The following is a 23567-nucleotide window of genomic DNA, read 5'->3' as shown; positions in this document are numbered from 1 at the left end:
TAAAAAATTAATGGAATTAATTTAAAAATATTGATTAGTGATATATTAAATACCAAGGAATATCAAGAGGTCTGGAGATTCTTCGCTTATGCTCAGAATGTACTATCATTTTGAGAGTAGCTGGAAGAATCTCCTCTTTTATTATTTAAAAAAATTATTAATACTTTAAGGAAAATATGGTAAAATATTATAAATGAATAATAAGGAGTGATTAAATGTTAAATAAACAATTAATTGAAAATACACTTACTGCTGCTTTATCAACTGGTGGTGACTTCGCAGAGATATTTGTAGAAGATAGAACCAACAACGGAATATTAATGATAGGAGGCAAGGTAGAGAGTACAATGTCAGGAAGAGATTATGGTGTAGGCATAAGAATATTCAAGGGATTTAACAGCATTTATGCATACACTAACAAATCCGACAGTGATACACTCATATCTACAGCTAAGAAGGCGGCTGCAGCTATTGAAGGAAGCAGTGGTGATATAATCATTAATTTAGAAAAATCAGATATTATCAATGTAAATAATATTCAAAAAGATCCTAATTCTGTTGCTAAAACAAAAAAGGTTGAACTAATGCGTCAAGCCTATAATATAGCATATAATTATGACGATTTGATTACTCAAGTTTCAGTAAATTATACTGATTATGTTCAAAATGTTATGATTGCGAATTCAGAAGGATTATGGAAGGAAGATTCTCGTGTTCGCTCTAGATTGGGTATTTCTTCTATAGCATCAAAAAATGAAGAAATGCAATCTGGATTTTTAGGACCAGGTGCAAGTAAAGGCTATGAATTTTTCGAAAATTTAGATGTTGATAAATATGCTAAAGAAGCGTCTAGGATAGCTGTAACAATGGTAAATGCTAAGTACAGCCCAAGTGGAAGAATGCCAGTTATTATTGATAATGGATTTGGCGGAGTTATATTTCATGAAGCTTGTGGTCATGGATTGGAAGCTACTTCAGTTGCTAAAGGATTGTCAGTTTTTAGTGATAAAATAGGTCAACAAATTGCCTCGCCACTTGTAACTGCAATAGATGATGGAACTATACCTAATGAATGGGGTTCATTTAATATAGATGATGAAGGTACTCAATCTAAGAGGAATGTTCTTATTGAAAATGGTATTCTTAGAGGGTACATGATAGATAAATTGAATTCAAGAAGAATGAAAATGGATATTACTGGTTCAAGTAGAAGACAATCCTATAGGTTTCCACCAACTTCACGTATGTCAAATACCTTTATAGATAAAGGGAAATCTTCACCAGAAGAGATTATATCTAATACTGAAAAGGGAATTTATGCAAAATATATGGGTGGAGGTTCTGTAAATCCAAGTACAGGAGAGTTTAATTTTGCTGTAATGGAGGGTTATTTAGTTGAAAATGGCAAAATAAAGGAGCCTGTAAGAGGTGCAACGTTAATAGGTAAAGGAACGGATATATTAAATAAAATAGATATGGTAGGAAATAATTTATCTTATGGGCAGGGGATGTGCGGTTCTGTAAGTGGAAGTATACCAACGAATGTAGGCCAGCCTATGATAAGGGTATCTGAAATTACTGTAGGTGGAAGGGAAGGTGAAAAATAATGAATATGAATTCGTTGATAGAAAAAATATTCTTGTTAGGTAAAGAACAAGGAATGAAAGATATGGAAGTATACTATTCTGGTGGAAATAGTTTATCGTTAAAAGTATTTGAAAAAGAGCTTGATGGATATAGTTTATCTGAAAGTGAAGGATTATCCTTAAGGGGAGTTTATAATGGTAAGATGGGATATTCATATACTGAGAAGGTAGATGAATCATCTATAGATCTTTTAGTAAAAGGAGCAATAGAGAATGCTCAGGTTATAGATTCTGATGATGAGGAAGTAATTTATCAAGGTTCTAAGGAATATAAAAAAGTAAATAATTATAATGAAAATCTTCAAAATATTCTTGAAGTTGATAAAATACAATTTGTAAAAGCACTTGAAGAAGAAGCATTTAATCAAGATAAGCGAATTGTATCAGTAGAGAATTGTGTTTATGGTGATGGGTATGGAGAAACAATAATTTCAAATACTAAGGGATTATACCTTCATGATAAAAGTAATATCGCCTATACTTATATTGTTGTTGTAGCTAGAGATGGGGAAGATATAAAAACAGGATTAGCATATAGAACTGGGAATGATTTTTCTAAATTCAATCCAAAAGAAATTGCAGGAGAAGCAGTAAAAGAAGCTATTTCAATGTTAGGAGCATCTTCCATTAAATCCGGAGACTATACTATTTTGCTACGAAACAATGCTGCTGCAGATTTGTTGGAAGCATTTGCTGGGATTTTTTCTGCAGAAAGTGTACAAAAAGATTTATCCTTGTTAAAAGGTAAAATAAATAAAAAAATAGGAAGTGATAAGTTTAGTTTAGTTGATGATCCTTTTATGGTTGAAGGACTTGCATCACAGTCTTTTGATGGAGAAGGTGTTGCATGTAAATATAAAAAGGTAATTGATAAAGGTGTACTAAAAACATATCTACATAATTTAAAAACAGCAAAGAAAGATGGAGTTGAAACAACTGGAAATGCTAGTAAAGGTTCTTATAAGTCGTCAATTGACATATCTCCAACGAACTTTTATGTAGAAAAAGGAAATAAAACTTATGAAGAGTTGTTATCTTCTATAGATAAAGGTATCTTAATAACGGAATTACAAGGTCTTCATTCTGGACTTAACTCTATTTCAGGAGACTTTTCATTAGCAGCTTTAGGATATGAAATAGAAGGAGGTAAAATCAAAAGACCAATAGAGCAAATTACAGTTGCAGGAAATTACTTTGAAATGTTAAAAAATATCGAAGAAGTGGGAACAGATTTGAAATTTAGCCTTCCTGGAGGAGCGTATATTGGTTCACCATCATTGAAAATTAAAAAGCTTGCTGTGGCTGGCGAGTAATATCAAAAAGATAATCCAGAATTATTCTGGATTATCTTTTTAGTTATATAATTTTCTAGATACTTACGTAACTTTAGCTGACTAAAGAGTATAAATCAGTCAATTCTTTCTCGTTCATTGAACAATAATGTGATGCAGTATAAACCTGCTAATCCTACTAGTCCATACACCAAACGGCTAAAAATTGCAGTTTGTCCTCCGAATATAGCAGCAACGAGATCAAATTGAAATAATGCTATTAGACCCCAGTTTATTGCTCCTATAATAACTATTACTAAAGCGAATTTATCCATAAATTATTATCCTCCTTAAGCTTAAATATAATAGTATTATTTCTAAATTTAGTAATAATATGCATATATTTTTTTATTAGTTATTGTCTTAAATATGTATAGACTATTATTTGGATTTTTGATTATAATTTGCATTAATAAACTTATTAAACGACAAAAAATAATAAATTTTTATTATTTCCGAGGAAATAATAAAAATTTGTATTTTTCTGTTCATAATTATTTATATGGAAATTTTATCTTTTATTATTAATATAATTTAACATATATATTTACGCTGAATATAATAAATAAAAAGTTTATGATTTTTAGGAGGTAATTATGGATAGTTGTAAACATGAAAATATTGTTGAAGTAAAAGATGTAAATGAAGATATAAATGCTCAACATGACTATGGAAGGGGACCAATTAATCAACCATGTGTTCCAAGAATCCGTGATAGAGTAGCTGGAGATAGAGGAATAGATTCTTCTCTTTTATTTTTCTTTTTAATTTTAGTTTGTATTGTATGTCAATGTGATACTGGAATAGAATTAGATACACTTTTATGGTTTTTCTTATTACTTGTAGTATTATATCAATTTAACTTTGATAATGGATTTGGACTTTAGAGATTATTGAAAAGATTGTTATATATTTTTATTAGGATAATATAGTCTAAACTTGTAAAAAGAATAAAGCAGCTCTGTCAAATTTTTAGGCAGATCTGCTTTTGAATTAAGTAAGAATATTTTATTTTTTATTTTTTTTACCGTCATCAATCATTTCTATTTCTAGTTTATCAAAGTCGATTTCATCAATAAAGTCATTTGGATAAAAAGTAACATATTTGAATTCATTGAACTCAAAGTTATGTTTTGATAACCACAAAGGTACACTAATATCAAATTTTTGGCATATTTCTTTAAAACATTTTTCTCTTTTTTCTAAAGGTGATAAATTTTCATCGTTCTTTATATTCAGAGAAGAAATAATTTTGTTATTTTTAATTTTCTTTGCCCATAGTTTATACATATTATCCTCTTTTCGATGCTGTAGGTTAGTAGTAACATTATTTATTTATCTTAAAAAAAGCAGGTAATCCCATCTAAATGATGAGAAACCTGCGATAATACCTTAATCCAATTTGCTTTTTATTCTATTATCGATTTCTGTTAATTTATACAGTTAAAAGTTTCATCGCATTATTATATAATTAAATTATATAATAATAAAAGAGAGTAAAATTGTCAACATATTTTTATTAAATGTTATTAATTTTATCAGTTGATTTATATTTAGGATTAACTGTAAAAGTTTTTCTAAAAAATCCAGTTAGATAATCAATCTTAGCTTCAGCAAGAGTATCTTCAGCATCACTTGAAACTATTATATTATATCCATCTACTTCATAGATTATATCATTTTCTTTTTGTTTCTCCGAAACAATACCATAAAAGTAACCACTTCAACCTACTTTTATTTTAGTCAATTTAATTGGGATATTTTCTCTTTGTAATTCTGACATTTTTTTCTTTGCTTTATCAGTTATCGAGAATTTTATCATTTATATCCCTCCTAAGAAAACAATGGTTTGATTTCGAAACCCTTTTTAAAGAAACCTGTTTGATAATCTATTTCTGCCCCTTTAACTGCACCTTCTAATTCTTCAGATACAATTATATCAATACCTTCAACATTATAAGAATTTTCATTTTCTAATTGTTTCTCCGAAACAATGCCAAATTCGGCACCGCATCAGGAATAACCTGTTATTTTCATTTTAATTGGTTCATTATTTTGTTGAAGTTCTACTAATTTTTCTTTTGCAGCTTTAGTTAACTTAATATTCATATTATTCTTATCCTCCTTTTGTTCTTTATTATAATCATATAATATCATTTTAATTCATATAATTCAGTGACATAGTCACAAAGTAAAAATATTATTATGTAAAATTATGTAATGCTTTATTGTTCTATTATTATATGATATGATAAATTAACAAAAAGTCAAGAATTTTTGGAGGTAATAATGATTGAAGGCAATGAATTGAATTTGTTAAATAGGTTGGAATTTTGGACTAAATTAAATTCAAGGGAACAAAAAAATTTAATTGACAATATAGAAAAAAAATCATTTCCAAAAAACAAAATAGTATATGAAGGATTAGATGATTGCAAAGGGTTAATTTTAGTTAAAAGTGGCCAGTTGAGAACTTTTATACTTTCAGAAAACGGGAAGGAAGTCACATTATACAGACTGTTTGAAGATGATGTATGTATAATGTCTGCCTCATGCGCTTTAAATAATATTACTTTTGATGTTTATATTGAAGCAGAAAAAAATAGTGAGATTTTGTTAATACCATCAGAAATATACATGAGATTAAGTGAAAATAATATTTATGTGCAAAAATTTACTAATGAAATAACATTATCGAGGTTTTCAGATGTTATGTGGATAATGGAACAAGTACTATTTATGAGTTTCGATAAAAGATTAGCTATATTTTTATTAGAACAATCAAACATAGAAAAATCAAATACATTATATATTACTCATGAAGATATAGCAAAGAATATAGGCAGTGCCAGAGAGGTTGTAAGTCGTATGCTCAAGTATTTTCAAAATGAAGGTTATGTAAAAACAGAAAGAGGAAATATTCTAATAACTGATAAGAAGAAGCTTTTACAATTAACTACTTAAATTTAACAATAGTTTTTTTATTTCATCATTATTAATATCGTTATTTTTGCTTATCTTTTTTATTATTTCAGCTGGATGGTTTTTAATATAATAGATGGTATCTGATAGTGATGAAGCCTCTTCAATATCATGAGTTATGAATATTACTGTTCTTTTACTTTTGCTCCACAATTTTAGAAATGATTGTATCATTTCTTTTTTTAGTTTTAAGTCCAAGCCCTTAAAAGGTTCATCCATTATTAAAATATTTGAAGGATATGCAAAGGCCCTGGCAAGTGAAACTCTTTGTGCCATTCCTCCACTTAGGTTTTTTGGAAGATAATCTTTGTAATTAAAAAGTTCAACCATGTTAATATAATTTTCTATTATTTTTTTTCGTTCATCTAATTCATATACATCTCTTAATACAAAATCAATATTATCATAAACACTATACCATTTAAGAAGTCTTGGTTCTTGAAAAACATAAGAGTATAATGAATTTTCAGTACCTGTTATATTACCGCTGTCTACTTGAATCAAACCTGCTAATATATTAGCAATGGTTGTTTTTCCAACTCCAGAAGGTCCAAATAAACATGTAATTTTATTATCATCAAATGTTATATTGAAATTTTTAAGTATATATGAATCGTTATATATTTTAGATATATTTTTAAAACTAATCATTTGAGTCTCCCATTTTGAATAATAATTTCAAAGTTTTTTCAAATAAAATACTTAAGAATAGAATAATAAGAGTCCATGCAAATAAATCTGGTATTTCTAAATAAACCTTGGAATCATAAAGATGACTGCCTATTGAATATTTAGGTAAACTTAATACTTCAGCAGCAGAAGTTACTTTCCAACTAATACCTAATGCAGATAACATTCCAGACTTAATATAAGGTAGAGCTGAGTAAAAATAAACTGATTTAACAATATGAATTTTACTAATATTATATACCTTACACATTTGTAAGAGTTTTATATCTGTTTCTTTAATACCATATATTGTATTTGTCCAAATAATAGGAAAACACATTAGGAATGCAACAAATATTGGAACATTAGTATCTTTAAACCATATAATTGCAATTATAATAATTGACATAACTGGAATAGTGCGAATTACGCTTACTAATGGATTAAATAAATCAAATAAATATTTATTAATGCCACAGAAATATCCAAATATGATTCCTAAAATACAAGAAATAAAAAATCCAAATAAAGTTCGATATGTACTGTATAATATAGTTATATAAGTATCTTGAGAAAATAAAAGTTTATATAGTGACTGAAATGTTGAAATAGGAGAAGGGAGATAAATCTCCTGATTTATAATCAGTGCAAATATCTCCCATATAATTATCCAAAATAAGATTATTAAAAAATTTTTGTATTTACTCTGAATAATAAAATTCTTCATCAGGTAAATTTCCTCCTACGGAAGCTGGGTTTGAGTCAAATAGTATTTTGTAAAAATTATTTATATTTTCCTTTACACCTATAGCTGGTTGATAAGTTATACCACAATAAGGTATTGCTTTTTCCACTAAAGCTGCATTTGGCATAATTTCATGTTTTTCAACTAAAACTGATGCATCAACTGGATTTTCTATTACCCAATTTACAGAAGATTCATATTGTTTTAAAAAATCATTTACAAATTCCTTGTTATTTTTTGCAAATTCTGTATTAACTACTATACAACCAGTGAACAACTCACTTTCGCCATTTGTAGCATTTTTCCATTCTTCATTTAAATCCAATAGTATTTTAACATTATCATTTTTCATAACAGCTTGAGTTGCAAATGGTTGTGGTAATAGAGCAACTTTTGTATCTTCTGCTATGACAGTTTGAGCTAGAGTAGGATGATCAAGAGAATAATCAAGTTCAACTTTATCTTTAAGACTGTTTTGTTTTAAAATGTAATTCATTGCAAAATCAGGAGTTGAACCTTTTGCACTCATTCCTAATGTTTTTTCTTCTAAATCATTAATTGATGATATTTCATCGGAACCTACAATATACAAATTACCTATAGTATTAAGTGCCATAATTTGTATTCCACCATTTGTTTTATTATATAAAACAGATGCAGCATTAATAGGTAGAGAAGAAATTTGTATATCTCCATTAATTATTTTTCCATTTAATGCATCAGGAGCACTTTCTGCAATATATTCTACATTATATTCACTGCTATTTAATGCTTTTTCATCAATCATTTTAATCATGCCTATTGAAGTAGGTCCTTTAAGACCAGCAATTGTAATATTTACAGGGTCTTTAGACTCTTCTACAGGTTGTACATCTTCAGATGGTTTTTCTGAATTGATATTATCATTCGTTTGATTACATCCAACTACTGATAATATCATAATAATAATCAATAACAGACTTAATTTTTTCATAAATACCTCCACTATATTTTCTATGTATAATAAAACATTTATTAATATTAATGTTTAACTTTATAGATTACATTTGACATTATATTAACATACTATATAGCGTAAGGCAATATATTTTAGAGTAACTTATTTAAGTGACATAATGTCTTCTTCAGGTATATTGAAATAATTGATAAACGAAGTTAAATAAAATTCAGAAGGATTTTCTTCACCTATTTCATATAATTTTATTCTGTCTTTTGGAACGTTTAAAGCTATAGCTAATTCTTGTTTGGTCATATTTTTTGATTTTCTAACTTCTCTTAATTTTTCACCTAATGTCATGCTTTCACCTCTATTATTTAATTATAGAACTTATATTATTATAACATATAGATAATTTTTTATAAATATATTAATGTGATATTTTTAATAAAAGTTGTAGTATGTATATACTTTAGACTGATAACAAAGAGCTTTTTACTATTGAAATTTATTAAAATCCATTATATACTAAAATAAAAACAATAGGGGAAATAATATGATTTCTACAAAGTGGTTTCAAGGAAAAGAAGAAAGTCATAATTATATAGAAATACGCAAAAAAGTATTTAATAGCGAATTATTAATAAAAGAAAAAATCACAGATATTTACGATGAATTTGCATTTAATGTAGTTATTTACGAAGATGAAATTCCCGCTGGTACTGGCAGGTTGTTATTTAAAGAAGGAAAATACTTCATTGATAAAGTTTGTGTTTTGAAAGAGTTCAGAGATAATAATTATAGTGATTTAATTATAAGAATGTTGATAAGAAAGGCAGTTAACATAGGTGCAGATAAAACATACGCTATGATACAAAATGAATATATTAAAATATTCGAAAAAATAGGGTTTGTTGAAGTAAATAAAGAAAATGAAGGAGTATTAATGATGAAAGAAGGTGATGTGGGAGGGCATTGTTGTTAAAAAACTTATAAAAAATAATAGTTTCTAGACAAATAGAGAAAATATATATATAATACTAAAACATTGTAACTCATCAGTAATAATAGAGATGATATTTTAATATAAATAGGGAGAAAAATTATGGATTATAAAAAACTGGCAGATATGCTGTTTCCAAATATAACAAAATTAATTTCAGATTATGAAGAAACGATATTTCCTAAAAGAAATTTAAAAGAAGGAGCAAAAGTAACTCGACTGGCACCTAGTCCTACAGGTTTTATTCATCTTGGAAATCTTTACGGAGCTTTTGTTGATGAGAGATTAGCTCATCAGAGCGAAGGTGTATTTATGCTTCGTATTGAAGATACAGATGAAAAACGTAAAGTTGAGGGCGCTGTTGAAACGATTATATCTTCTTTAGAATACTTTGGCGTAAAGTTTGATGAAGGAGCGTTTGTTGATGGCGAAATAGGGAATTATGGTCCTTATTATCAAAGTAATAGAAAAGAAATATATCAATCTGTCGCAAAACACTTGGTTGAAATAGGGAGAGCATATCCTTGTTTCTGTACTGAAGAAGAATTAGAAGAATTAAGGAATAAACAAGAATCAGCAAAAGTTAATACTGGTTATTACGGAGAATGGGCAAGAGACAGAAATTTAAGTTTAGAAGAAATTCAATCTCATTTAGACAATAATGATAGCTTTGTATTAAGATTTAAATCAGAAGGAAAAGAAGAAAATACTAACGAGGTAGAGGATTCTATAAGAGGTAAACTTGTTATACATGAAAACTTTCAAGATATAGTAATTTTAAAAACTAATGGAATACCAACGTATCATTTCGCCCATGTAGTAGATGATCATTTAATGAGAGTAACTCATGTAGTAAGAGGAGAAGAATGGCTTTCAACATTGCCAATACATATAGAAATATTTAATACTTTAAATTGGAATCCTCCATTGTATTGTCATACTGCTCATATGATGAAAATGGATAATGGTAACAAAAGAAAATTATCAAAAAGGAAAGATCCTGAACTTGGATTAGGATATTACATGGATTTAGGATATCATCCAGCAGCAGTTAGAGAATATTTGTTGACAATTTTAAATTCAAATTATGAAGAATGGAGAATTGAAAATTCAGATAGTTCAACAGATGATTTTAAATTTACCTTAGAAAAGATGAGTACTTCTGGAGCATTATTTGATTTAGATAAATTAAATAATATTAGCAAGGATGTTTTAGTCAAAATTCCCGTAGAAGAAATATATGACTTTTTATTACAATGGTCTAAAAATCATAAAAAAGAAATTACAAAACTGTTAGAGGTTAATAAAGAATCTATATTGAAACTTTTTGCTATTGGAAGAGATGGTAAAAAGCCACGTAAAGATTTGATTTATTGTGAACAAATATTTGAATTTATCAGTTATTACTTTGATGAGTATTTTGAAATAGTAGATAAATACCCTGAAAATATTGATGAAGAAGAGGCTAAGAAATTACTTAAGGCATATTTGAACACATTTGATTATAATGACGATCAAAGCCAATGGTTTGATAAAATTAGAGAAATATCAGTAGAAAATGGATATGCAGCTAAACCTAAGGACTATAAGAAAAATCCAGAATTATATAAAGGGCATGTCGGTGATGTAAGTGTTGTTGTTAGAATAGCAGTTGTTGGAAGAGAATCTTCCCCGGATGTTTGGGAAATACAACAAATTTTAGGCGAAGACAAAGTCAGAGAAAGACTTAAAAAGGCTATTATGTAGGTCACACATTCATCAACAACGTAGGGGACGCATTGCATGCGTACCGAAGACCCGAAACAAAATATATTCAAAAAATAAATAATGGGATATATAGAGGAGGAGAATTTCATGTTGATTGGCTTGATGAGAAATATTGGAATATTTTATTTTTGGACTTGGTTTATATGGCCCTTTGTTTTTGTAGGTTCGTTTGTATATGCGATTTCTTCTTCTGTTAAAGGAGACGATACATCACCTAAATCTATTATATGGGCTTCGATTTCACTTTTGATAATTTTGGCAGGAATCACTTCCTCATTCTTTTAATAAATAAACACGTACTAAGAAGGTGAATATTTTGGGAAAAATGAATTTTCAGAAACATATTACAGAAGTTATAAAAATAAGATCATCTTGTAGAACATATGATGATTTACAGAAGATTGATGAAGGTGTTCTTGAAAAACTTAATAATTTTGTAGAAGAAATAAATCAAGCAGTTAAAAATAATGAACGATTTTTAATAACACAAAAAAAACCAACTGAAAAGACCGAAAAGTTAGGAACTTACGGTGTTATTTCCGGAGCTAGCTCATTTATTGTGGGAATTATTAACGGTGAAAAGTATGATGCGATTAGTTTTGGCTACTTGTTTGAAAAAATTATATTATTTGCAACTGACTTAGGCCTTCAAACATGCTGGTTGGGTGGTACATTTAATAGAGGAAATTTCTCAAAATATATAAATTTAAAATATAATGAATATATACCTATTGTGTCACCTGTAGGTTATAGAAAAGATAAGTCAAGAATATTGGAATTAGCAATGAGAAAGATTGTTGGTGCTAACAATAGAAAGCCATGGAATGAGTTATTTTTCGATGGTAGTATTTCTGAGAATTTGGAACAAGAAGAAGCAAGCTTTTATGCCACTCCATTAGAAATGGTACGGCTTGCTCCTTCCGCATCTAATAAACAACCTTGGAGAATTATAAGAGATAAAAACTTATACCACTTTTATCTTTTCAGGACTAAGGGTTATGGAGTTGAAAATTATGACATACAAAAAAATGATATAGGTATTGCAATGTGTCATTTTGAATTAACTGCTGATGCTCTGAGTTTAGAAGGAAGCTGGAATGAGTTAAAAGACGTTTATACACCGAATGATTGGGAATATATAACGACTTGGATAGCTAAATAGTTTGAAAACAAGGAAAATCTTACATACATAAGAAAAAGTATTAACATTCCTGATGATATAATTTTGTAAATAGAGTCGAAGAAACGAGGCAATGGAACAAAGATCCCATTGCCTTCGTTATATTTCTTTTAGCAATACTTTATCCAGGCTAAATCTTGGCCTCTGAGCAGGTGACTGAGCTGGGTAGCCGATAGGTAACAAAGCAACTACATCATAATTTTCATCTAATTCCAAAAGCTTTTTAACTTTCTCTTTGTCGAACATCATCACCCAACAGCTTCCAAGTCCTAAATCAACAGCTCTTAGAGTTATATGATCAATAGCAATAGCTGCATTTAAATTCAAATATGACTTTACAGCTTCAGTATATACTGAGCTTTTACTGTTACTCTCCCTCTTTGGATATTCTTTATCCAACGGAGTGTCTATAAATGCTTGCGCTTCACGGAGTTCTGTCATTCTATCATTAGTTTGTGAAACAGAATTAGTGTCAATACAACATGCAATTATTAAAGGCGCTTCTGATACAAATGGAAGAGGAGTACATTCTTTTAATTTTGATTTTGCCTCAATACTTTTAATTATTACATATCTCGTAGGTTGAAGATTAGTGCCAGAAGGAGCCAGTCTTGCTGCTTTAATTAATTCATAAATATAATTATTCGGAATAGCATCACTCTTAAATTTTCTTATACTTCTTCTTGATTTTATTGCTTCAATTAATTCCATAAATACCTCATTTGATTTTATTTTATATTTTAACCAAAATTAATAATAAATAAAAATACACTAATAAGTTTGTTAAAAAACTTTAATGTATATTGGTGCATTCAATAGAATGACAGGGAACTAAAAAATATTAAAATAAAGGAAAGTAATATGATTAAATTTGAAAACACTGAAAACCTTACAGGGGTAAGTATCACAGGAGATTATTATGACTTTGATAATTTAGCGGATGCGTTTCATAAGATAACAGTTGATGAGTATTCTGAAAAGAATAGTCAATATGCTGAGATGTCACTCAGAGTTTTAGGTGTATGTTATGATATAAGGCATGCTTATCAAGGTGATAGGGAGGTTATTTTATTAGATAATAATATGGATGATGAAAAAATGAAATACCATTCAGTCATAACTACTACTAAAAACGTATATTATAAATGCAACATTCTTTATACCGAAATGTTATATACTACAATTGCTTTAAACGAGTTGATAAAGTTGAGAATGAAAGAACTTAGCAAAAAGAAATATTTATACGAAATTCCTTATGATAAAAATGTTATATGGGATGATACTATTGCTTCTATAAGAAACTTTCAAGCTGAATTTGCTAAATGTGTAAAAGAATTTCTTACAGAAAGATCATATAACATGTGGCTAAAATATATGAATCATGAGAATTATATTTTTACAATGTACCACCAGTATCTTGATATATTAAGTATAGAATATATTAATATGACAAAGGAAAAAAGGCTTAAAGGTTTTACTAAGATATCCAAAAGAATCGCAGAATTTGATAATGATGATGAATATACCTATATAAAAAAATCAATAGATGAAGCAGCAAAGTCATATAATTGTCACAGAAGCGAGATTCGACTTAGAGACATGGAGTACCCTGAGTGTATTGTATGGTAAATAAATGTCTTTAATATCAAGATGCCATGCACTGCTGCATGGTATTTTATCCTTTTCACTAACCTATCTTCGGTAATATCTCTTTCATCAATGCCATATTCTAAAAATGCTTGATTTTGCCTATCAGAATTTTGTTCTTTTCTGTTGCCCCATATGTAACCAAATATTTTTTTGTCACTGTTTGTTTACTAAAATACTAGCATTGTGTTCCATTGGAATCAATAGGTGCTGTAATCGTTTCACAATTGCATATTGGTTTTATATGGGTTGATTTAATTGTAATTTCAATTGTGCCAATGAGGTATATTCTATTGACATATTAATATTGCTTTTTTAAAAGAAGAATTGTAACTACTAATATGTTTGTTAATAGTAATGATAAATCCTTATATAACGACTTTTCAATAACTTGTTTGACCAAGACATATGATTTACCTAGAAATATATTTTTATAAATCAACATTTATAATATAAATAATAAAAATATATGGAAATTTTTGTAATAATAAGTTATGATTGTTTTATTGAGTTGAATATAATTTTGTTGCACATTTGTAGAAAAGGACGTACTAAAAACGGTTTCTGCTTGCTGAATTCGTGTAAGAAAAGTTGAAGTACAGATTATTTATATTAGTGGAGGTGTGCAGATGAAACATTTAGGTACAAAAAAGCTTGAGACGGATAGATTGGTACTTCGTAGGTTTGTCATAGAAGATGCTGATGCAATGTTTAATAACTGGGCAAACGACTCAGAAGTTACAAAATACTTAATGTGGCCATTTCATAAATCGGTTGAAATCAGCCGTAATGTGTTGTCTGATTGGACCAATCAATATGCTAAAGATGACTATTACCAATGGGCTATTATATCAAAAGAAAACGGCGATGAACCAATTGGCAGTATTGCCGTTGTTCACAAAGATGATGATGTAAAAATGGTGCATATTGGGTACTGCATAGGAAAAAGATGGTGGAACCAAGGAATTACTTCTGAAGCTTTAGCCGCATTGGTTAGATTTCTTTTTGAAGAAGTAGGCGTAAATCGCATTGAATCACGCCATGATCCAAGAAACCCTAATTCTGGAAAAGTAATGGTGAAATGTGGTTTAAAGTACGAGGGGACACTTAGGGAAGCAGACTGGAATAATCAAGGGATATGTGACAGTGCTATGTATTCTATTTTAGCAAAGGAATATAACACCGCAAAATAAGCATAAACTAAAATAAACTTAATACGCAATATTCGAATATTACGTCACATCGTTAAAAGATACGATATATTAAAACCAGTATATAGGAATTTACGGAGGTACTTAGTGTGGATTTAACATTTCAAACCAAAGAAGGAAGATTTAATTATAGGGTTGGAGCAATTATTATAAACAATGGAAATATTTTAGTTGCTAAAAATCATAAATCAACGTATTTTTATAGCGTTGGCGGTAGAGTGCATTTTAATGAGACATGTGAAGAGGCGGTTAAAAGAGAAGTTAAAGAAGAACTGGGTATAGATATGGAGATTGATAGAGCAGTATTTTTTCATGAACAGTTTTTTGATGAAAGAGACACAGAAGAGCACTTTCATGAAATTTCTATTTATTATTTGATGAAGGTGACAGAAAAGATTAAAGATATTATATGTAATTCGTTAACAGAGAATGGAATTGAGGAAGAACTTATTTGGTTACCAATAGATAGTCTTGATAAATATACAGTTTTTCCAAGGTTTTTCACTACTGAACTTTTAAATTTACCGGTAAGTATGAAAAACATAGTTGAAATACAAAATCGATAAATAAGAAAATTAGTTGTCACTAAAAGCCTTGTAAATGACAGGTTGGAGAGAAAAGTTTATTATGGAAAATAATATAAAATATAACGTACAATTTGTGCAACTTTGTGACATGCTTAGCCTTGGGGAAATAAAAAGAGAACCTAAAACCATAACTGGCGGGTTAATGAATAGGATGTATTCTATTGAAACAACAAAGGGAAAATTTGCAGTTAAAGCATTAAATCCTTCAGTAATGGCAAGACCTGAAGCTGTAAAAAATTATATTTTTTCTGAACGTATAGCAAACGTTATGCATGAATATGTGCCTGCACTTCCTGCGAAGATGTTTAATGGCAATTCTCTAATTTATTTGGATAAACAATATTACCTAGTATTTGATTGGATTGATGGAATTACAATGAAAAACTATGAAACAAGCATTGAGCATTGTAAGATTATGGGCTCAATTCTTGCTAAAATACACAATATAGATTTTTCAAACTTAGGATTGGTAAATGATTTTACTGGTGATGATACTTTAATAGATTGGAATTACTATTTAACAAGAGGTAAGGAAAGTAAAGCTACATGGATTAAGGAACTAACTAATAATATTGATTTACTCTATACTTGGCATGAAAAGGTAATAAAAGCTTCTAAAATTATTGATTTGAGTGCTGTTATTAGTCATGGAGATTTAGAACCTAAAAATGTTATTTGGCACATGAATGATCCAATAATAATTGATTGGGAAGCAGCAGGATATATAAATCCGCAATTTGATTTGCTAGAAACAGCTAGGTATTGGTCTATGAACAAAACAGGCAATTTAAATAAAGATAGGTTCTTATCTTTTTTAGAAGGGTATAAGAAAGAAGGAAAATGTTTTACTATAGATTGGAACATAGTGTTAGATAAAGGATTTCAAGGCAAACTGTGGTGGCTTGAATATAGCTTAAAGAGATCCTTATGGATTGACTGCACAGATACAAAAGAACAGCAGATGGGATCAGAACATGTAATTGCAACTATAGAAGAATTAAATAATTATGCTAATATTGTACCAACTATACTTAGCTGGTTAGAAAATAAAAGTTAACAATATAATCTTAATTAAAAAAAGATGTAAGATATTTAGTAATATAGACTTTTTAAAACTATCTAATATTATTTATATGAGGAGATTATTTATATAAAAGTGAGAGATAAATGGGAATTTGGAGGTTTGAGATGATGAAGCGAATTAAATACTCGGTGCAGTTTTAAACTGACAACAGATTGTATCGAGGTGCAACAGAAGGTTATAAACCAAATGTAGACTTGTGCAGAGAAAAATTATTACCCCTTGGAATAAACTTTAAGGTGTGTAATAAACCATCTGAAATACCATATGATAATGAAATGCTTGATATGGTTATAAATCGTCATGGTGATTTCAACGCTACAGAATTATATAGGCTTCTAAAAAATGATGGCGTATTTATTACGCAGCAAGTCGGTGGGGATAACGATAGAGATTTAGTAGAAATGGTTTTGCCTGGAACTGAAAAACCGTTTCCACATTCGAATCTTAAAGAACAGCGTAAAGTATTCAAAGAAGCAGGATTTCAAATCATTCGTTCCGAAGAAGCATATAGACCTATTCTGTTTTATGATGTTGGTGCATTTGTATGGTTTGCACACATTATAGAATGGGAGTTTCCGAATTTTTCAGTAGAAAAGTGTTTTTCACAGTTATTAAAAATGCAGAAAATGATTAATAAAACTGGTAAAATCGAGGGGACAATACATCGTTACTTGATTATTGCAAAGAAATAAGTTTTAGTTTTATGTGGCAGGCATAATGCCTGCCACATAAATTCCAATTTATAAAGGAGATGTGGTTATGAGTTTAAGAACTATTATGATTTTTCCTGAATTTGAAAATAATTAATGTTATTAATGATATCCGAAAGAAATATGACCCATTGGCAGATTTAGATTGCCACATATGACAGTTGGAAGAATATCTTCTATGGAGTTGCTTGATAACGCATTTGATGATGTAAAAAACTATATAGATAAATTTAGCACTGTGGTCAAAAAAATATCAGTTGAAATGATTGGCGATCAAGAGGAATCAATTATTATAATAAAACATGTACTAAGTGGGGTGGTTATATGAAAACTTTAGAACAAATAGTTGAATCAGAAAAGTATATTCCTATGACGTATTTAAATTATCAGTTAACTTCATGGGGAAGAATGTTTAGTGATATAAGTAATAAAGAAAGTTATACTTCAAATTATGCTGTTATATATAAAAATGAAAATTTCAGCGAAATTATTAAAGAAATTGAAGAATATTATAATTCAAAAGATATTACTCCTAAAATTTTTATCGTCATGGCTCAATAGAATTAAATATTTTAAGACCATATTTTGAGAAATATAATTATTCGATAAGAGAATTTGATATAGAACTAATGATACTTAATAAAGATAGTAATAGAGATAATAAAATTAAAAATTGTATGATTAATACTATTGGACATACATTAGACGGAAAAGAATATAATCTTGCAATTGAACAGGATAATGGCGAAACTTATGGCGTTAAACTATTAAATAGACAAATCTCCGCAGGTCACAATATGTTTTTTGCTTACGATGAACTTAATAATCCTGTCAGTATAGCATTAGCTGAAAAATTTAACAATGTTGTTTATATATCAAACGTTAATACAACACCTTCAAAAAGGTGCCAAGGTTATGGTATGGCTATTATAAATACTATTATTTCATATTATAAAAATTCACTTATATATTTGCATACTCATAACCCTGAAGCAGCAAGTATTTACAGCCAATTAGGATTTTCAGGCGGATTATTTAAGTCATGGTGGGCAGTTAAGGGAAAACTACCTGAATGGTGCCAACAATAAATCTAATATCGGAGTCAACAATATGAAAAATATAACAAAAAGGCCATTTATGATTCTTTCGGATTTTATGGCAGTATATCAGTTTATTTAGGATTGGGGTGGCTAAATGAAAGTAAGAGAAGCTGAATTAACCGATGCATTTAGTATAGCTAAGGTAAATATTGATTCTTGGAGAAATACAGATAAAGGTATAATAGCTGATGAATATCTTAACAATTTAAATTATGAAAAAAAAGAACAAGCAATGAAAAATATAATAATTAATTCAACCAAGGATAAAAACATGTATTTGTTGCTGAAGATAATTGCTCATCCAAAGTATGCATGTAAATGAACAAAAATTATATAATTTCTAAGAGTTTTAATATGACAGATTCAAAAGCATGGAATTGGAAACAGGAAACAGGCGTGTCTGGTTAAGACTAAGAATTAAACAATATACGAGTTAATGGTTTACGCAAATTAATATTATATTTATACTAGGGGGACTATTATGGAACTAAAAAATTATGGTATTATGAGTGATGAAGAAATAGATGTTATTATAAAAGAACTAAAAAATGGTGATTCTGAAAAAGGAAGAGTACCTGAATACAAGTTTAAAATATTGCTACATAATACTGATGTTGAAATTGAAATTGGACATATAAATTTAAGATTGGGAAATTCAGAAAAAGTTGAAAATTACATTGGCCACGTTGGGTATGGTATAAATGAAGAATACAGAGGAAAAAAATATGCAGCAAAAGCGTGTAACATTATTAAGAATGTAATAAAAGATAATTCATTGAATAAAGTTATAATTACTTGCAATCCTGATAATTTTGCATCAAGAAGTATATGCGAAAGTATTGGGGCAAAACTTATAGAAATTATAGATATTCCTACTTCTTCTGATGCATATTCAAAAACAGAACCACAAAAGTGCAGATATGAATGGATTATTGACTAAGAATTATAATATATAAAGTTAATTATTCTGAAAATATATATAAATCGAAGTTTTCCAAAGATATAGGATTAAGCTTAGTTCGTAGCGTTTAAATATTACGAGTGAAAGTTTATTATCAACATTTAGGGCTTGAGAGCTTATGAAAATATTTTTTGTATAATAATTATGGCTTTTTGTGTTATTCAACTTGCCCCGGGCAAATTTTTGTGATTTTAGATTAATTAAGATTAATTAAAACACAAATATCATACACAAAATTCGTTGAAAATATCGTAAAATTAATTAAGAGTAATCAAAACACTATTCACGAACCTAATACGCCGCATGTGGAAACTGTGCTTCTGATAACTTGAAGTTACAACGGGTGTAGAATTTAGGGTATGGGCTCTGAGCAATCTGGGGCAATAAATATTTTTTAACATTGGAAACTACCCATTTTTCTGACTTTTTGTTATAAATACTTTTTTATATTTATACGGAAAGGTTTCATTATATGCGTTGATTTCAATGATTATATTGATTAATAATCTTGGGCAAATTTTTAGCATTTACTTTCTATAACTTTGCCCGTTTTTTGCATTATTAATTATATATATTAAATATAGTATTGACATTTTAGTCTACAAGTTATAGACTTATTGTATAAATCGATATTTCATAGACCAAGGGAGGCTTATCATGAAAGAGTATAAACTAACTGAAAGTGAAGAAAAGTTTGCAGATATCATTTGGCAGAACGAGCCGATTGGTTCTGGCGACCTTGTTAAGCTATGTGAAAAAGAAATGAACTGGAAAAAGTCCACAACATATACAGTACTTAAAAAGTTATGCGAAAAAGGTATTTTTAAAAATGAAAATGCTGTTGTTACATCTATAAAAACCAAGAAAGAATATTATGCAAATCAAAGTATACGATTCGTTGAGGAAACTTTTGGAGGGTCATTGCCTAAATTTTTGACTGCTTTTATTGGAGGTAAGAAATTAAATAAACATCAAGTTGAAGAGTTGAAAAAGCTGATTGATGATCACAGAGAGGTGTAGCAATGAGTGAACTATTTCTTACTGTTTTGAATATGAGTCTTACGGCAAGTTATGTAATTATTTTTGTAATGCTTATCAGGTTGCTGCTTAAAAAAACTCCAAAAATTATCTCCTATGCCTTATGGAGTGTGGTTGCTTTTAGACTTATATTTCCATTCTCCTTTGAAAGCATATTTAGCCTTATGCCACGGAATACAAATACTGTTCCAATTTCCCATGATATAATTTATCAGCAAAATCCGCAGTTTAATAGTGGAATAGAAGTCGTAGATTCATTTGTAAGTCAATCGCTTCCAGTACCGATTATTGGTGCAAGCGCAAATCCATTACAGATTTATGCGGGAATAGTGTCATATATTTGGGTTTTAGGCATAATAGCACTGCTTGTTTACAGTATTGTATCTATTTTAGTTTTAAAAAGGCAACTTATAACTGCAGAATTAATAGAGAAGAATATATACGAAGCTAATAATTTGAAAACACCATTTGTTCTTGGATTAGTTAGACCAGAAATATATTTACCAGTTGGACTTAGCGTTGAAGAAAGAGGATATATTTTGTTGCATGAACAGACTCATATACAGCGTAAAGACCACATTATTAAGGTGTTAGCTTTTCTAATATTGTCCATCCACTGGTTTAATCCTCTTGTGTGGATTGCATTTATGTTAATGAGTGCGGATATGGAGCTATCCTGTGATGAAAGAGTACTGAACGAGATGAATGATGATGTTAAAAGGCCTTATGCTAATTCATTATTGTCTCTTGCTACAGGAAAGCATGTTTTAAACGGGAGTCCTCTTGCTTTTGGTGAGGGAAATGTAAGTGGGCGGATAAAAAATGTATTAAACTATAAGAAACCTTCTTTCTGGGTTATCTTACTGGCTATAATCATCATAGTAGTAATAAGTATTGGATTACTTACAAATCCTAAGAAACAAGAAAGTATTCTACATGCGGAAAATACTACTTCTTATGAAATAGTCCATCTTTCTTACGGTGATGAACAGTATTTAATATCACCATTATCAGGTGACAGTGCAAAACTTGTAGAAAAAATTATTATGGACAGTTTGATAAAATCAAGTATATATAAAGGTACTGACATTAGGGAGATAGAGGATTGTTATCTTTTACGTGCAACTTATAATGATGATACAGTAATAGACAATTACACATTCATTTATAATGGTAGATCAGTATTGCAGCGAGGTGAGAACGGGTATTACACCTTCATAAATGAGGAACTTTATGAAAAACTCGTAGAATCCTTTAATAATCAACAACTTGTATCTAATGAACCTACAAACTATGATAAAATAAGTGCATATTTAAAAGAAGAATTCATAAATGTTTTCTCACCTTATTATGAATTAATAGATTTTATAATATCTGATTATCATGAAGAAGTTGTGGATGGAAATGTAGAAGCTATATTTTCTTATACAATTGTTCACAAAAATTATGATAGAGATCCAGATACTGTACAATACATAAAAGAAGCTAAAGAACGGGGCGACAAGTATTATCAAACTTATTATAATGAATATTTACAGCCTCAAAATATGAATTTTTATTTTAAAGCTGTTATTGATGAAAATAATGAGATAACTCTATATTCTAAAAATCTTGCAATAGAAAATGATGAATGGATAGAAACGAGGATGTCCGATTACATTATTAAAAAAACGGAAGAAGTTTCAGAAACAAGTGGCAATCTTAATAAAACCAGTAATGTACTAATAGAGAATGATATTGCAGATTTTATTACCTATAATTTTGAGAACAGGTCAATGTATATTGTCGGATTGGAAATTTTTAATGAATTCGGCACAGAGGAATTCGGATACATTAATGAGGGTAGCGTCAATATAAATTCTGAAAATGTTTTAGAATTTTATATAATATATTATACAGGTTCTTATATTAGTGGTGGAACAGATATTCCAGGTCCAGAGGTGCGTTTTAAAATGAATCTTGATACTAATGAAATTGTTGAAAAAGAGTTTACAACAGCACCGAATTATGCGGAAGCAGCTGAACTTTATCCTGAATATATTAACCCTGACTCCATTAAATATAGTGAAAAAATGACCGAATTAAGTGATGAACGTATGGTTGAAATAGGATTGTATTTTAAGAATTATATCTTTGAAATAGAAGCAAGATAAAAACTTGATATATTTTGTTTAGTTTCGAGAAGAAGTGCATAATAAAATCAATAAATAAATCAGTTAATGTCTTGCATATAGCAATACAAAATGATATATTGTATTCATGGAGGTGATTTATATGGCGAGATCATCAAGTATATTTGCACGTGTAGAGCCAGAAGTTAAAAAACAAGCAGAAAAAGTATTAGAACAGTTGGGAATTCCAATGTCTAATGCTATAAACATTTTTCTTCGTCAAATAGTATTGCAAAAAGGAATTCCATTTGAAATGAAATTGCCTGAAAGTAAGATTGTCGCTTACGGTTCATTAACAGAAGAGCAATTTAATGCAGAAATTGAGAAAGGACTGTCTGACTTAAGCTCTGGTAAGGTTATATCAGCTCAGAGCGTTGCGGAAAAGATGCATCAGGATTATGATGTATGAGTCGTAATGTTATCTATACAGAGCAAGCAGAACTTGATTTAAGAAACATTTTCGAATATATAGCTTATTGTTTACTTGCGCCTGATGCAGCAAAAAATCAATCCAAACGCATTATGGATGCAATTGCGACTCTTGATGAAATGCCATTTCGTCATCAACGTTATGAAAAAGAACCATGGCACAGTAAAGGCATGCGATTCATACCGGTAGATAATTATCTAATTTTCTTTTTCATACTTGAATCTGAATACACAGTTGCAGTTGTCCGCATTATGTATGGTGGACGTGATATAGAATATAAATTGTCTATATAAGAGAAGAATATGATACCGATCTTAATAATTAGTATGTTGTTGAGGTCGGTTTTAATTATCAATGATTATTTTGAT

At 29.1% G+C, this 23567-nt stretch carries 29 protein-coding genes; 22 read left to right on the top strand and 7 right to left on the bottom strand.

Going from position 1 to position 23567, the window contains the following annotated elements:
- Positions 1 to 215: 215 nt before the first annotated feature.
- The gene (locus U8307_RS05145) at positions 216 to 1607 is read left to right on the top strand and encodes a TldD/PmbA family protein (RefSeq protein WP_326910789.1); all 1392 of its coding nucleotides are present in this window, start codon (positions 216 to 218) and stop codon (positions 1605 to 1607) included.
- The gene (locus U8307_RS05140; RefSeq protein WP_326910787.1) at positions 1607 to 2959 is read left to right on the top strand and encodes a TldD/PmbA family protein; all 1353 of its coding nucleotides are present in this window, start codon (positions 1607 to 1609) and stop codon (positions 2957 to 2959) included. The genes U8307_RS05145 and U8307_RS05140 overlap by 1 nt, the downstream gene beginning before the upstream one ends.
- A 95-nt stretch (positions 2960 to 3054) precedes the next feature.
- Here the strand turns inward: U8307_RS05140 and U8307_RS05135 are convergent, their stop codons facing one another.
- Positions 3055 to 3252, bottom strand: coding sequence for a DUF378 domain-containing protein (locus tag U8307_RS05135; protein ID WP_326910785.1), 198 nt, complete (start codon positions 3250 to 3252; stop codon positions 3055 to 3057).
- A gap of 321 nt (positions 3253 to 3573) precedes the next feature.
- On the opposite strand from U8307_RS05135, the gene U8307_RS05130 reads away from it, so the two are divergent.
- Positions 3574 to 3864, top strand: a complete 291-nt coding sequence (locus U8307_RS05130; RefSeq protein WP_326910783.1) for a hypothetical protein — start codon at positions 3574 to 3576, stop codon at positions 3862 to 3864.
- A 121-nt stretch (positions 3865 to 3985) separates the two neighbouring features.
- Here the strand turns inward: U8307_RS05130 and U8307_RS05125 are convergent, their stop codons facing one another.
- Positions 3986 to 4267: a hypothetical protein gene (locus tag U8307_RS05125; RefSeq protein ID WP_326910781.1), complete on the bottom strand. Its 282-nt coding sequence runs from the start codon at positions 4265 to 4267 to the stop codon at positions 3986 to 3988.
- A gap of 999 nt (positions 4268 to 5266) precedes the next feature.
- Between U8307_RS05125 and U8307_RS05120 the strand changes: the two genes are divergently transcribed.
- Positions 5267 to 5941 carry a Crp/Fnr family transcriptional regulator gene (locus U8307_RS05120; RefSeq protein WP_326910779.1) on the top strand — a complete coding sequence of 225 codons (675 nt, stop codon included), beginning with the start codon at positions 5267 to 5269 and terminating at the stop codon, positions 5939 to 5941.
- Here U8307_RS05120 and U8307_RS05115 read toward each other — a convergent pair.
- The 4 genes from U8307_RS05115 to U8307_RS05100 all read right to left on the bottom strand — a co-directional run bounded on the left by U8307_RS05115 (position 5930) and on the right by U8307_RS05100 (position 8670).
- A complete protein-coding gene (locus tag U8307_RS05115) occupies positions 5930 to 6610 on the bottom strand; it encodes an ABC transporter ATP-binding protein (protein WP_326910777.1) in 681 nt (226 codons plus the stop codon). The two genes, U8307_RS05120 and U8307_RS05115, sit on opposite strands and share 12 nt — an antisense overlap.
- A complete protein-coding gene (locus tag U8307_RS05110; protein WP_326910774.1) occupies positions 6603 to 7355 on the bottom strand; it encodes an ABC transporter permease in 753 nt (250 codons plus the stop codon). The genes U8307_RS05115 and U8307_RS05110 overlap by 8 nt, the downstream gene beginning before the upstream one ends.
- Positions 7330 to 8346: an ABC transporter substrate-binding protein gene (locus U8307_RS05105; RefSeq protein ID WP_326910772.1), complete on the bottom strand. Its 1017-nt coding sequence runs from the start codon at positions 8344 to 8346 to the stop codon at positions 7330 to 7332. The genes U8307_RS05110 and U8307_RS05105 overlap by 26 nt, the downstream gene beginning before the upstream one ends.
- A 126-nt stretch (positions 8347 to 8472) precedes the next feature.
- The gene (locus U8307_RS05100) at positions 8473 to 8670 is read right to left on the bottom strand and encodes a helix-turn-helix domain-containing protein (protein WP_326910770.1); all 198 of its coding nucleotides are present in this window, start codon (positions 8668 to 8670) and stop codon (positions 8473 to 8475) included.
- 196 nt (positions 8671 to 8866) lie between these two features.
- Between U8307_RS05100 and U8307_RS05095 the strand changes: the two genes are divergently transcribed.
- The 4 genes from U8307_RS05095 to U8307_RS05080 all read left to right on the top strand — a co-directional run bounded on the left by U8307_RS05095 (position 8867) and on the right by U8307_RS05080 (position 12242).
- Positions 8867 to 9295: a GNAT family N-acetyltransferase gene (locus U8307_RS05095; RefSeq protein ID WP_326910768.1), complete on the top strand. Its 429-nt coding sequence runs from the start codon at positions 8867 to 8869 to the stop codon at positions 9293 to 9295.
- Between the two features lie 120 nt (positions 9296 to 9415).
- Positions 9416 to 11059 carry a glutamate--tRNA ligase gene (gltX, locus tag U8307_RS05090; RefSeq protein WP_326910766.1) on the top strand — a complete coding sequence of 548 codons (1644 nt, stop codon included), beginning with the start codon at positions 9416 to 9418 and terminating at the stop codon, positions 11057 to 11059.
- A gap of 108 nt (positions 11060 to 11167) precedes the next feature.
- A complete protein-coding gene (locus U8307_RS05085; protein WP_326910764.1) occupies positions 11168 to 11365 on the top strand; it encodes a hypothetical protein in 198 nt (65 codons plus the stop codon).
- Positions 11366 to 11405: 40 nt separating this feature from the next.
- Positions 11406 to 12242, top strand: coding sequence for a nitroreductase family protein (locus tag U8307_RS05080; RefSeq protein ID WP_326911554.1), 837 nt, complete (start codon positions 11406 to 11408; stop codon positions 12240 to 12242).
- A 117-nt stretch (positions 12243 to 12359) separates the two neighbouring features.
- On the opposite strand, the gene U8307_RS05075 is transcribed toward U8307_RS05080, so the two are convergent.
- Positions 12360 to 12971, bottom strand: coding sequence for a nitroreductase family protein (locus U8307_RS05075; protein WP_326910762.1), 612 nt, complete (start codon positions 12969 to 12971; stop codon positions 12360 to 12362).
- 150 nt (positions 12972 to 13121) lie between these two features.
- On the opposite strand from U8307_RS05075, the gene U8307_RS05070 reads away from it, so the two are divergent.
- The 14 genes from U8307_RS05070 (at position 13122) to U8307_RS05005 (ending at position 23492) form a co-directional block, all read left to right on the top strand.
- Complete coding sequence (locus tag U8307_RS05070) at positions 13122 to 13889, top strand: DUF6904 family protein (RefSeq protein WP_326910760.1); 768 nt, start codon at positions 13122 to 13124, stop codon at positions 13887 to 13889.
- Between the two features lie 647 nt (positions 13890 to 14536).
- Positions 14537 to 15100 (top strand): GNAT family N-acetyltransferase, encoded by a 564-nt coding sequence (locus tag U8307_RS05065; protein ID WP_326910758.1) that lies wholly within the window; start codon positions 14537 to 14539, stop codon positions 15098 to 15100.
- 107 nt (positions 15101 to 15207) lie between these two features.
- The gene (locus tag U8307_RS05060; protein ID WP_326910756.1) at positions 15208 to 15684 is read left to right on the top strand and encodes an NUDIX hydrolase; all 477 of its coding nucleotides are present in this window, start codon (positions 15208 to 15210) and stop codon (positions 15682 to 15684) included.
- A 61-nt stretch (positions 15685 to 15745) separates the two neighbouring features.
- Entirely contained in the window at positions 15746 to 16762 is a 1017-nt protein-coding gene (locus tag U8307_RS05055) for a phosphotransferase (RefSeq protein WP_326910754.1), read from the top strand.
- 179 nt (positions 16763 to 16941) lie between these two features.
- On the top strand, positions 16942 to 17481 hold the full coding sequence (locus U8307_RS05050) for an SAM-dependent methyltransferase (RefSeq protein WP_326910752.1): 540 nt from the start codon (positions 16942 to 16944) through the stop codon (positions 17479 to 17481).
- A 163-nt stretch (positions 17482 to 17644) separates the two neighbouring features.
- Entirely contained in the window at positions 17645 to 17827 is a 183-nt protein-coding gene (locus U8307_RS05045) for a hypothetical protein (RefSeq protein ID WP_326910750.1), read from the top strand.
- The gene (locus tag U8307_RS05040) at positions 17824 to 18060 is read left to right on the top strand and encodes a hypothetical protein (RefSeq protein ID WP_326910748.1); all 237 of its coding nucleotides are present in this window, start codon (positions 17824 to 17826) and stop codon (positions 18058 to 18060) included. Before U8307_RS05045 ends, U8307_RS05040 begins: the two co-directional genes overlap by 4 nt.
- Positions 18061 to 18128: 68 nt before the next feature.
- Positions 18129 to 18587 carry a GNAT family N-acetyltransferase gene (locus U8307_RS05035; protein ID WP_326910746.1) on the top strand — a complete coding sequence of 153 codons (459 nt, stop codon included), beginning with the start codon at positions 18129 to 18131 and terminating at the stop codon, positions 18585 to 18587.
- 106 nt (positions 18588 to 18693) lie between these two features.
- Entirely contained in the window at positions 18694 to 18921 is a 228-nt protein-coding gene (locus U8307_RS05030; RefSeq protein ID WP_326910744.1) for a hypothetical protein, read from the top strand.
- A 159-nt stretch (positions 18922 to 19080) separates the two neighbouring features.
- On the top strand, positions 19081 to 19539 hold the full coding sequence (locus U8307_RS05025; RefSeq protein WP_326910742.1) for a GNAT family N-acetyltransferase: 459 nt from the start codon (positions 19081 to 19083) through the stop codon (positions 19537 to 19539).
- Between the two features lie 678 nt (positions 19540 to 20217).
- Complete coding sequence (locus tag U8307_RS05020; RefSeq protein ID WP_326910741.1) at positions 20218 to 20580, top strand: BlaI/MecI/CopY family transcriptional regulator; 363 nt, start codon at positions 20218 to 20220, stop codon at positions 20578 to 20580.
- 2 nt (positions 20581 to 20582) lie between these two features.
- Entirely contained in the window at positions 20583 to 22751 is a 2169-nt protein-coding gene (locus tag U8307_RS05015; protein ID WP_326910739.1) for a M56 family metallopeptidase, read from the top strand.
- Between the two features lie 121 nt (positions 22752 to 22872).
- Positions 22873 to 23178, top strand: a complete 306-nt coding sequence (locus tag U8307_RS05010) for a type II toxin-antitoxin system RelB/DinJ family antitoxin (protein ID WP_326910736.1) — start codon at positions 22873 to 22875, stop codon at positions 23176 to 23178.
- Positions 23175 to 23492 (top strand): type II toxin-antitoxin system RelE/ParE family toxin, encoded by a 318-nt coding sequence (locus tag U8307_RS05005; protein WP_326910734.1) that lies wholly within the window; start codon positions 23175 to 23177, stop codon positions 23490 to 23492. Before U8307_RS05010 ends, U8307_RS05005 begins: the two co-directional genes overlap by 4 nt.
- Positions 23493 to 23567 lie beyond the last annotated feature (75 nt).

Source organism: Sedimentibacter sp. MB31-C6 (genome assembly GCF_035934735.1).
In the GTDB taxonomy this organism is placed as follows: domain Bacteria; phylum Bacillota; class Clostridia; order Tissierellales; family Sedimentibacteraceae; genus Sedimentibacter.
This window is presented reverse-complemented; position numbering and strand designations above follow the sequence as displayed.

What these genes read in the sequence shown, in the direction of transcription:
- U8307_RS05145 (WP_326910789.1), top strand. Translation starts at nt 216, where the DNA reads ATGTTAAATAAACAATTAATTGAAAATACACTTACTGCTGCTTTATCA.
- U8307_RS05140 (WP_326910787.1), top strand. Translation starts at nt 1,607, where the DNA reads ATGAATATGAATTCGTTGATAGAAAAAATATTCTTGTTAGGTAAAGAA.
- U8307_RS05135 (WP_326910785.1), bottom strand. Translation starts at nt 3,252, where the DNA reads ATGGATAAATTCGCTTTAGTAATAGTTATTATAGGAGCAATAAACTGG.
- U8307_RS05130 (WP_326910783.1), top strand. Translation starts at nt 3,574, where the DNA reads ATGGATAGTTGTAAACATGAAAATATTGTTGAAGTAAAAGATGTAAAT.
- U8307_RS05125 (WP_326910781.1), bottom strand. Translation starts at nt 4,267, where the DNA reads ATGTATAAACTATGGGCAAAGAAAATTAAAAATAACAAAATTATTTCT.
- U8307_RS05120 (WP_326910779.1), top strand. Translation starts at nt 5,267, where the DNA reads ATGATTGAAGGCAATGAATTGAATTTGTTAAATAGGTTGGAATTTTGG.
- U8307_RS05115 (WP_326910777.1), bottom strand. Translation starts at nt 6,610, where the DNA reads ATGATTAGTTTTAAAAATATATCTAAAATATATAACGATTCATATATA.
- U8307_RS05110 (WP_326910774.1), bottom strand. Translation starts at nt 7,355, where the DNA reads ATGAAGAATTTTATTATTCAGAGTAAATACAAAAATTTTTTAATAATC.
- U8307_RS05105 (WP_326910772.1), bottom strand. Translation starts at nt 8,346, where the DNA reads ATGAAAAAATTAAGTCTGTTATTGATTATTATTATGATATTATCAGTA.
- U8307_RS05100 (WP_326910770.1), bottom strand. Translation starts at nt 8,670, where the DNA reads ATGACATTAGGTGAAAAATTAAGAGAAGTTAGAAAATCAAAAAATATG.
- U8307_RS05095 (WP_326910768.1), top strand. Translation starts at nt 8,867, where the DNA reads ATGATTTCTACAAAGTGGTTTCAAGGAAAAGAAGAAAGTCATAATTAT.
- gltX (WP_326910766.1), top strand. Translation starts at nt 9,416, where the DNA reads ATGGATTATAAAAAACTGGCAGATATGCTGTTTCCAAATATAACAAAA.
- U8307_RS05085 (WP_326910764.1), top strand. Translation starts at nt 11,168, where the DNA reads ATGTTGATTGGCTTGATGAGAAATATTGGAATATTTTATTTTTGGACT.
- U8307_RS05080 (WP_326911554.1), top strand. Translation starts at nt 11,406, where the DNA reads ATGAATTTTCAGAAACATATTACAGAAGTTATAAAAATAAGATCATCT.
- U8307_RS05075 (WP_326910762.1), bottom strand. Translation starts at nt 12,971, where the DNA reads ATGGAATTAATTGAAGCAATAAAATCAAGAAGAAGTATAAGAAAATTT.
- U8307_RS05070 (WP_326910760.1), top strand. Translation starts at nt 13,122, where the DNA reads ATGATTAAATTTGAAAACACTGAAAACCTTACAGGGGTAAGTATCACA.
- U8307_RS05065 (WP_326910758.1), top strand. Translation starts at nt 14,537, where the DNA reads ATGAAACATTTAGGTACAAAAAAGCTTGAGACGGATAGATTGGTACTT.
- U8307_RS05055 (WP_326910754.1), top strand. Translation starts at nt 15,746, where the DNA reads ATGGAAAATAATATAAAATATAACGTACAATTTGTGCAACTTTGTGAC.
- U8307_RS05040 (WP_326910748.1), top strand. Translation starts at nt 17,824, where the DNA reads ATGAAAACTTTAGAACAAATAGTTGAATCAGAAAAGTATATTCCTATG.
- U8307_RS05035 (WP_326910746.1), top strand. Translation starts at nt 18,129, where the DNA reads ATGATACTTAATAAAGATAGTAATAGAGATAATAAAATTAAAAATTGT.
- U8307_RS05030 (WP_326910744.1), top strand. Translation starts at nt 18,694, where the DNA reads ATGAAAGTAAGAGAAGCTGAATTAACCGATGCATTTAGTATAGCTAAG.
- U8307_RS05025 (WP_326910742.1), top strand. Translation starts at nt 19,081, where the DNA reads ATGGAACTAAAAAATTATGGTATTATGAGTGATGAAGAAATAGATGTT.
- U8307_RS05020 (WP_326910741.1), top strand. Translation starts at nt 20,218, where the DNA reads ATGAAAGAGTATAAACTAACTGAAAGTGAAGAAAAGTTTGCAGATATC.
- U8307_RS05015 (WP_326910739.1), top strand. Translation starts at nt 20,583, where the DNA reads ATGAGTGAACTATTTCTTACTGTTTTGAATATGAGTCTTACGGCAAGT.
- U8307_RS05010 (WP_326910736.1), top strand. Translation starts at nt 22,873, where the DNA reads ATGGCGAGATCATCAAGTATATTTGCACGTGTAGAGCCAGAAGTTAAA.
- U8307_RS05005 (WP_326910734.1), top strand. Translation starts at nt 23,175, where the DNA reads ATGAGTCGTAATGTTATCTATACAGAGCAAGCAGAACTTGATTTAAGA.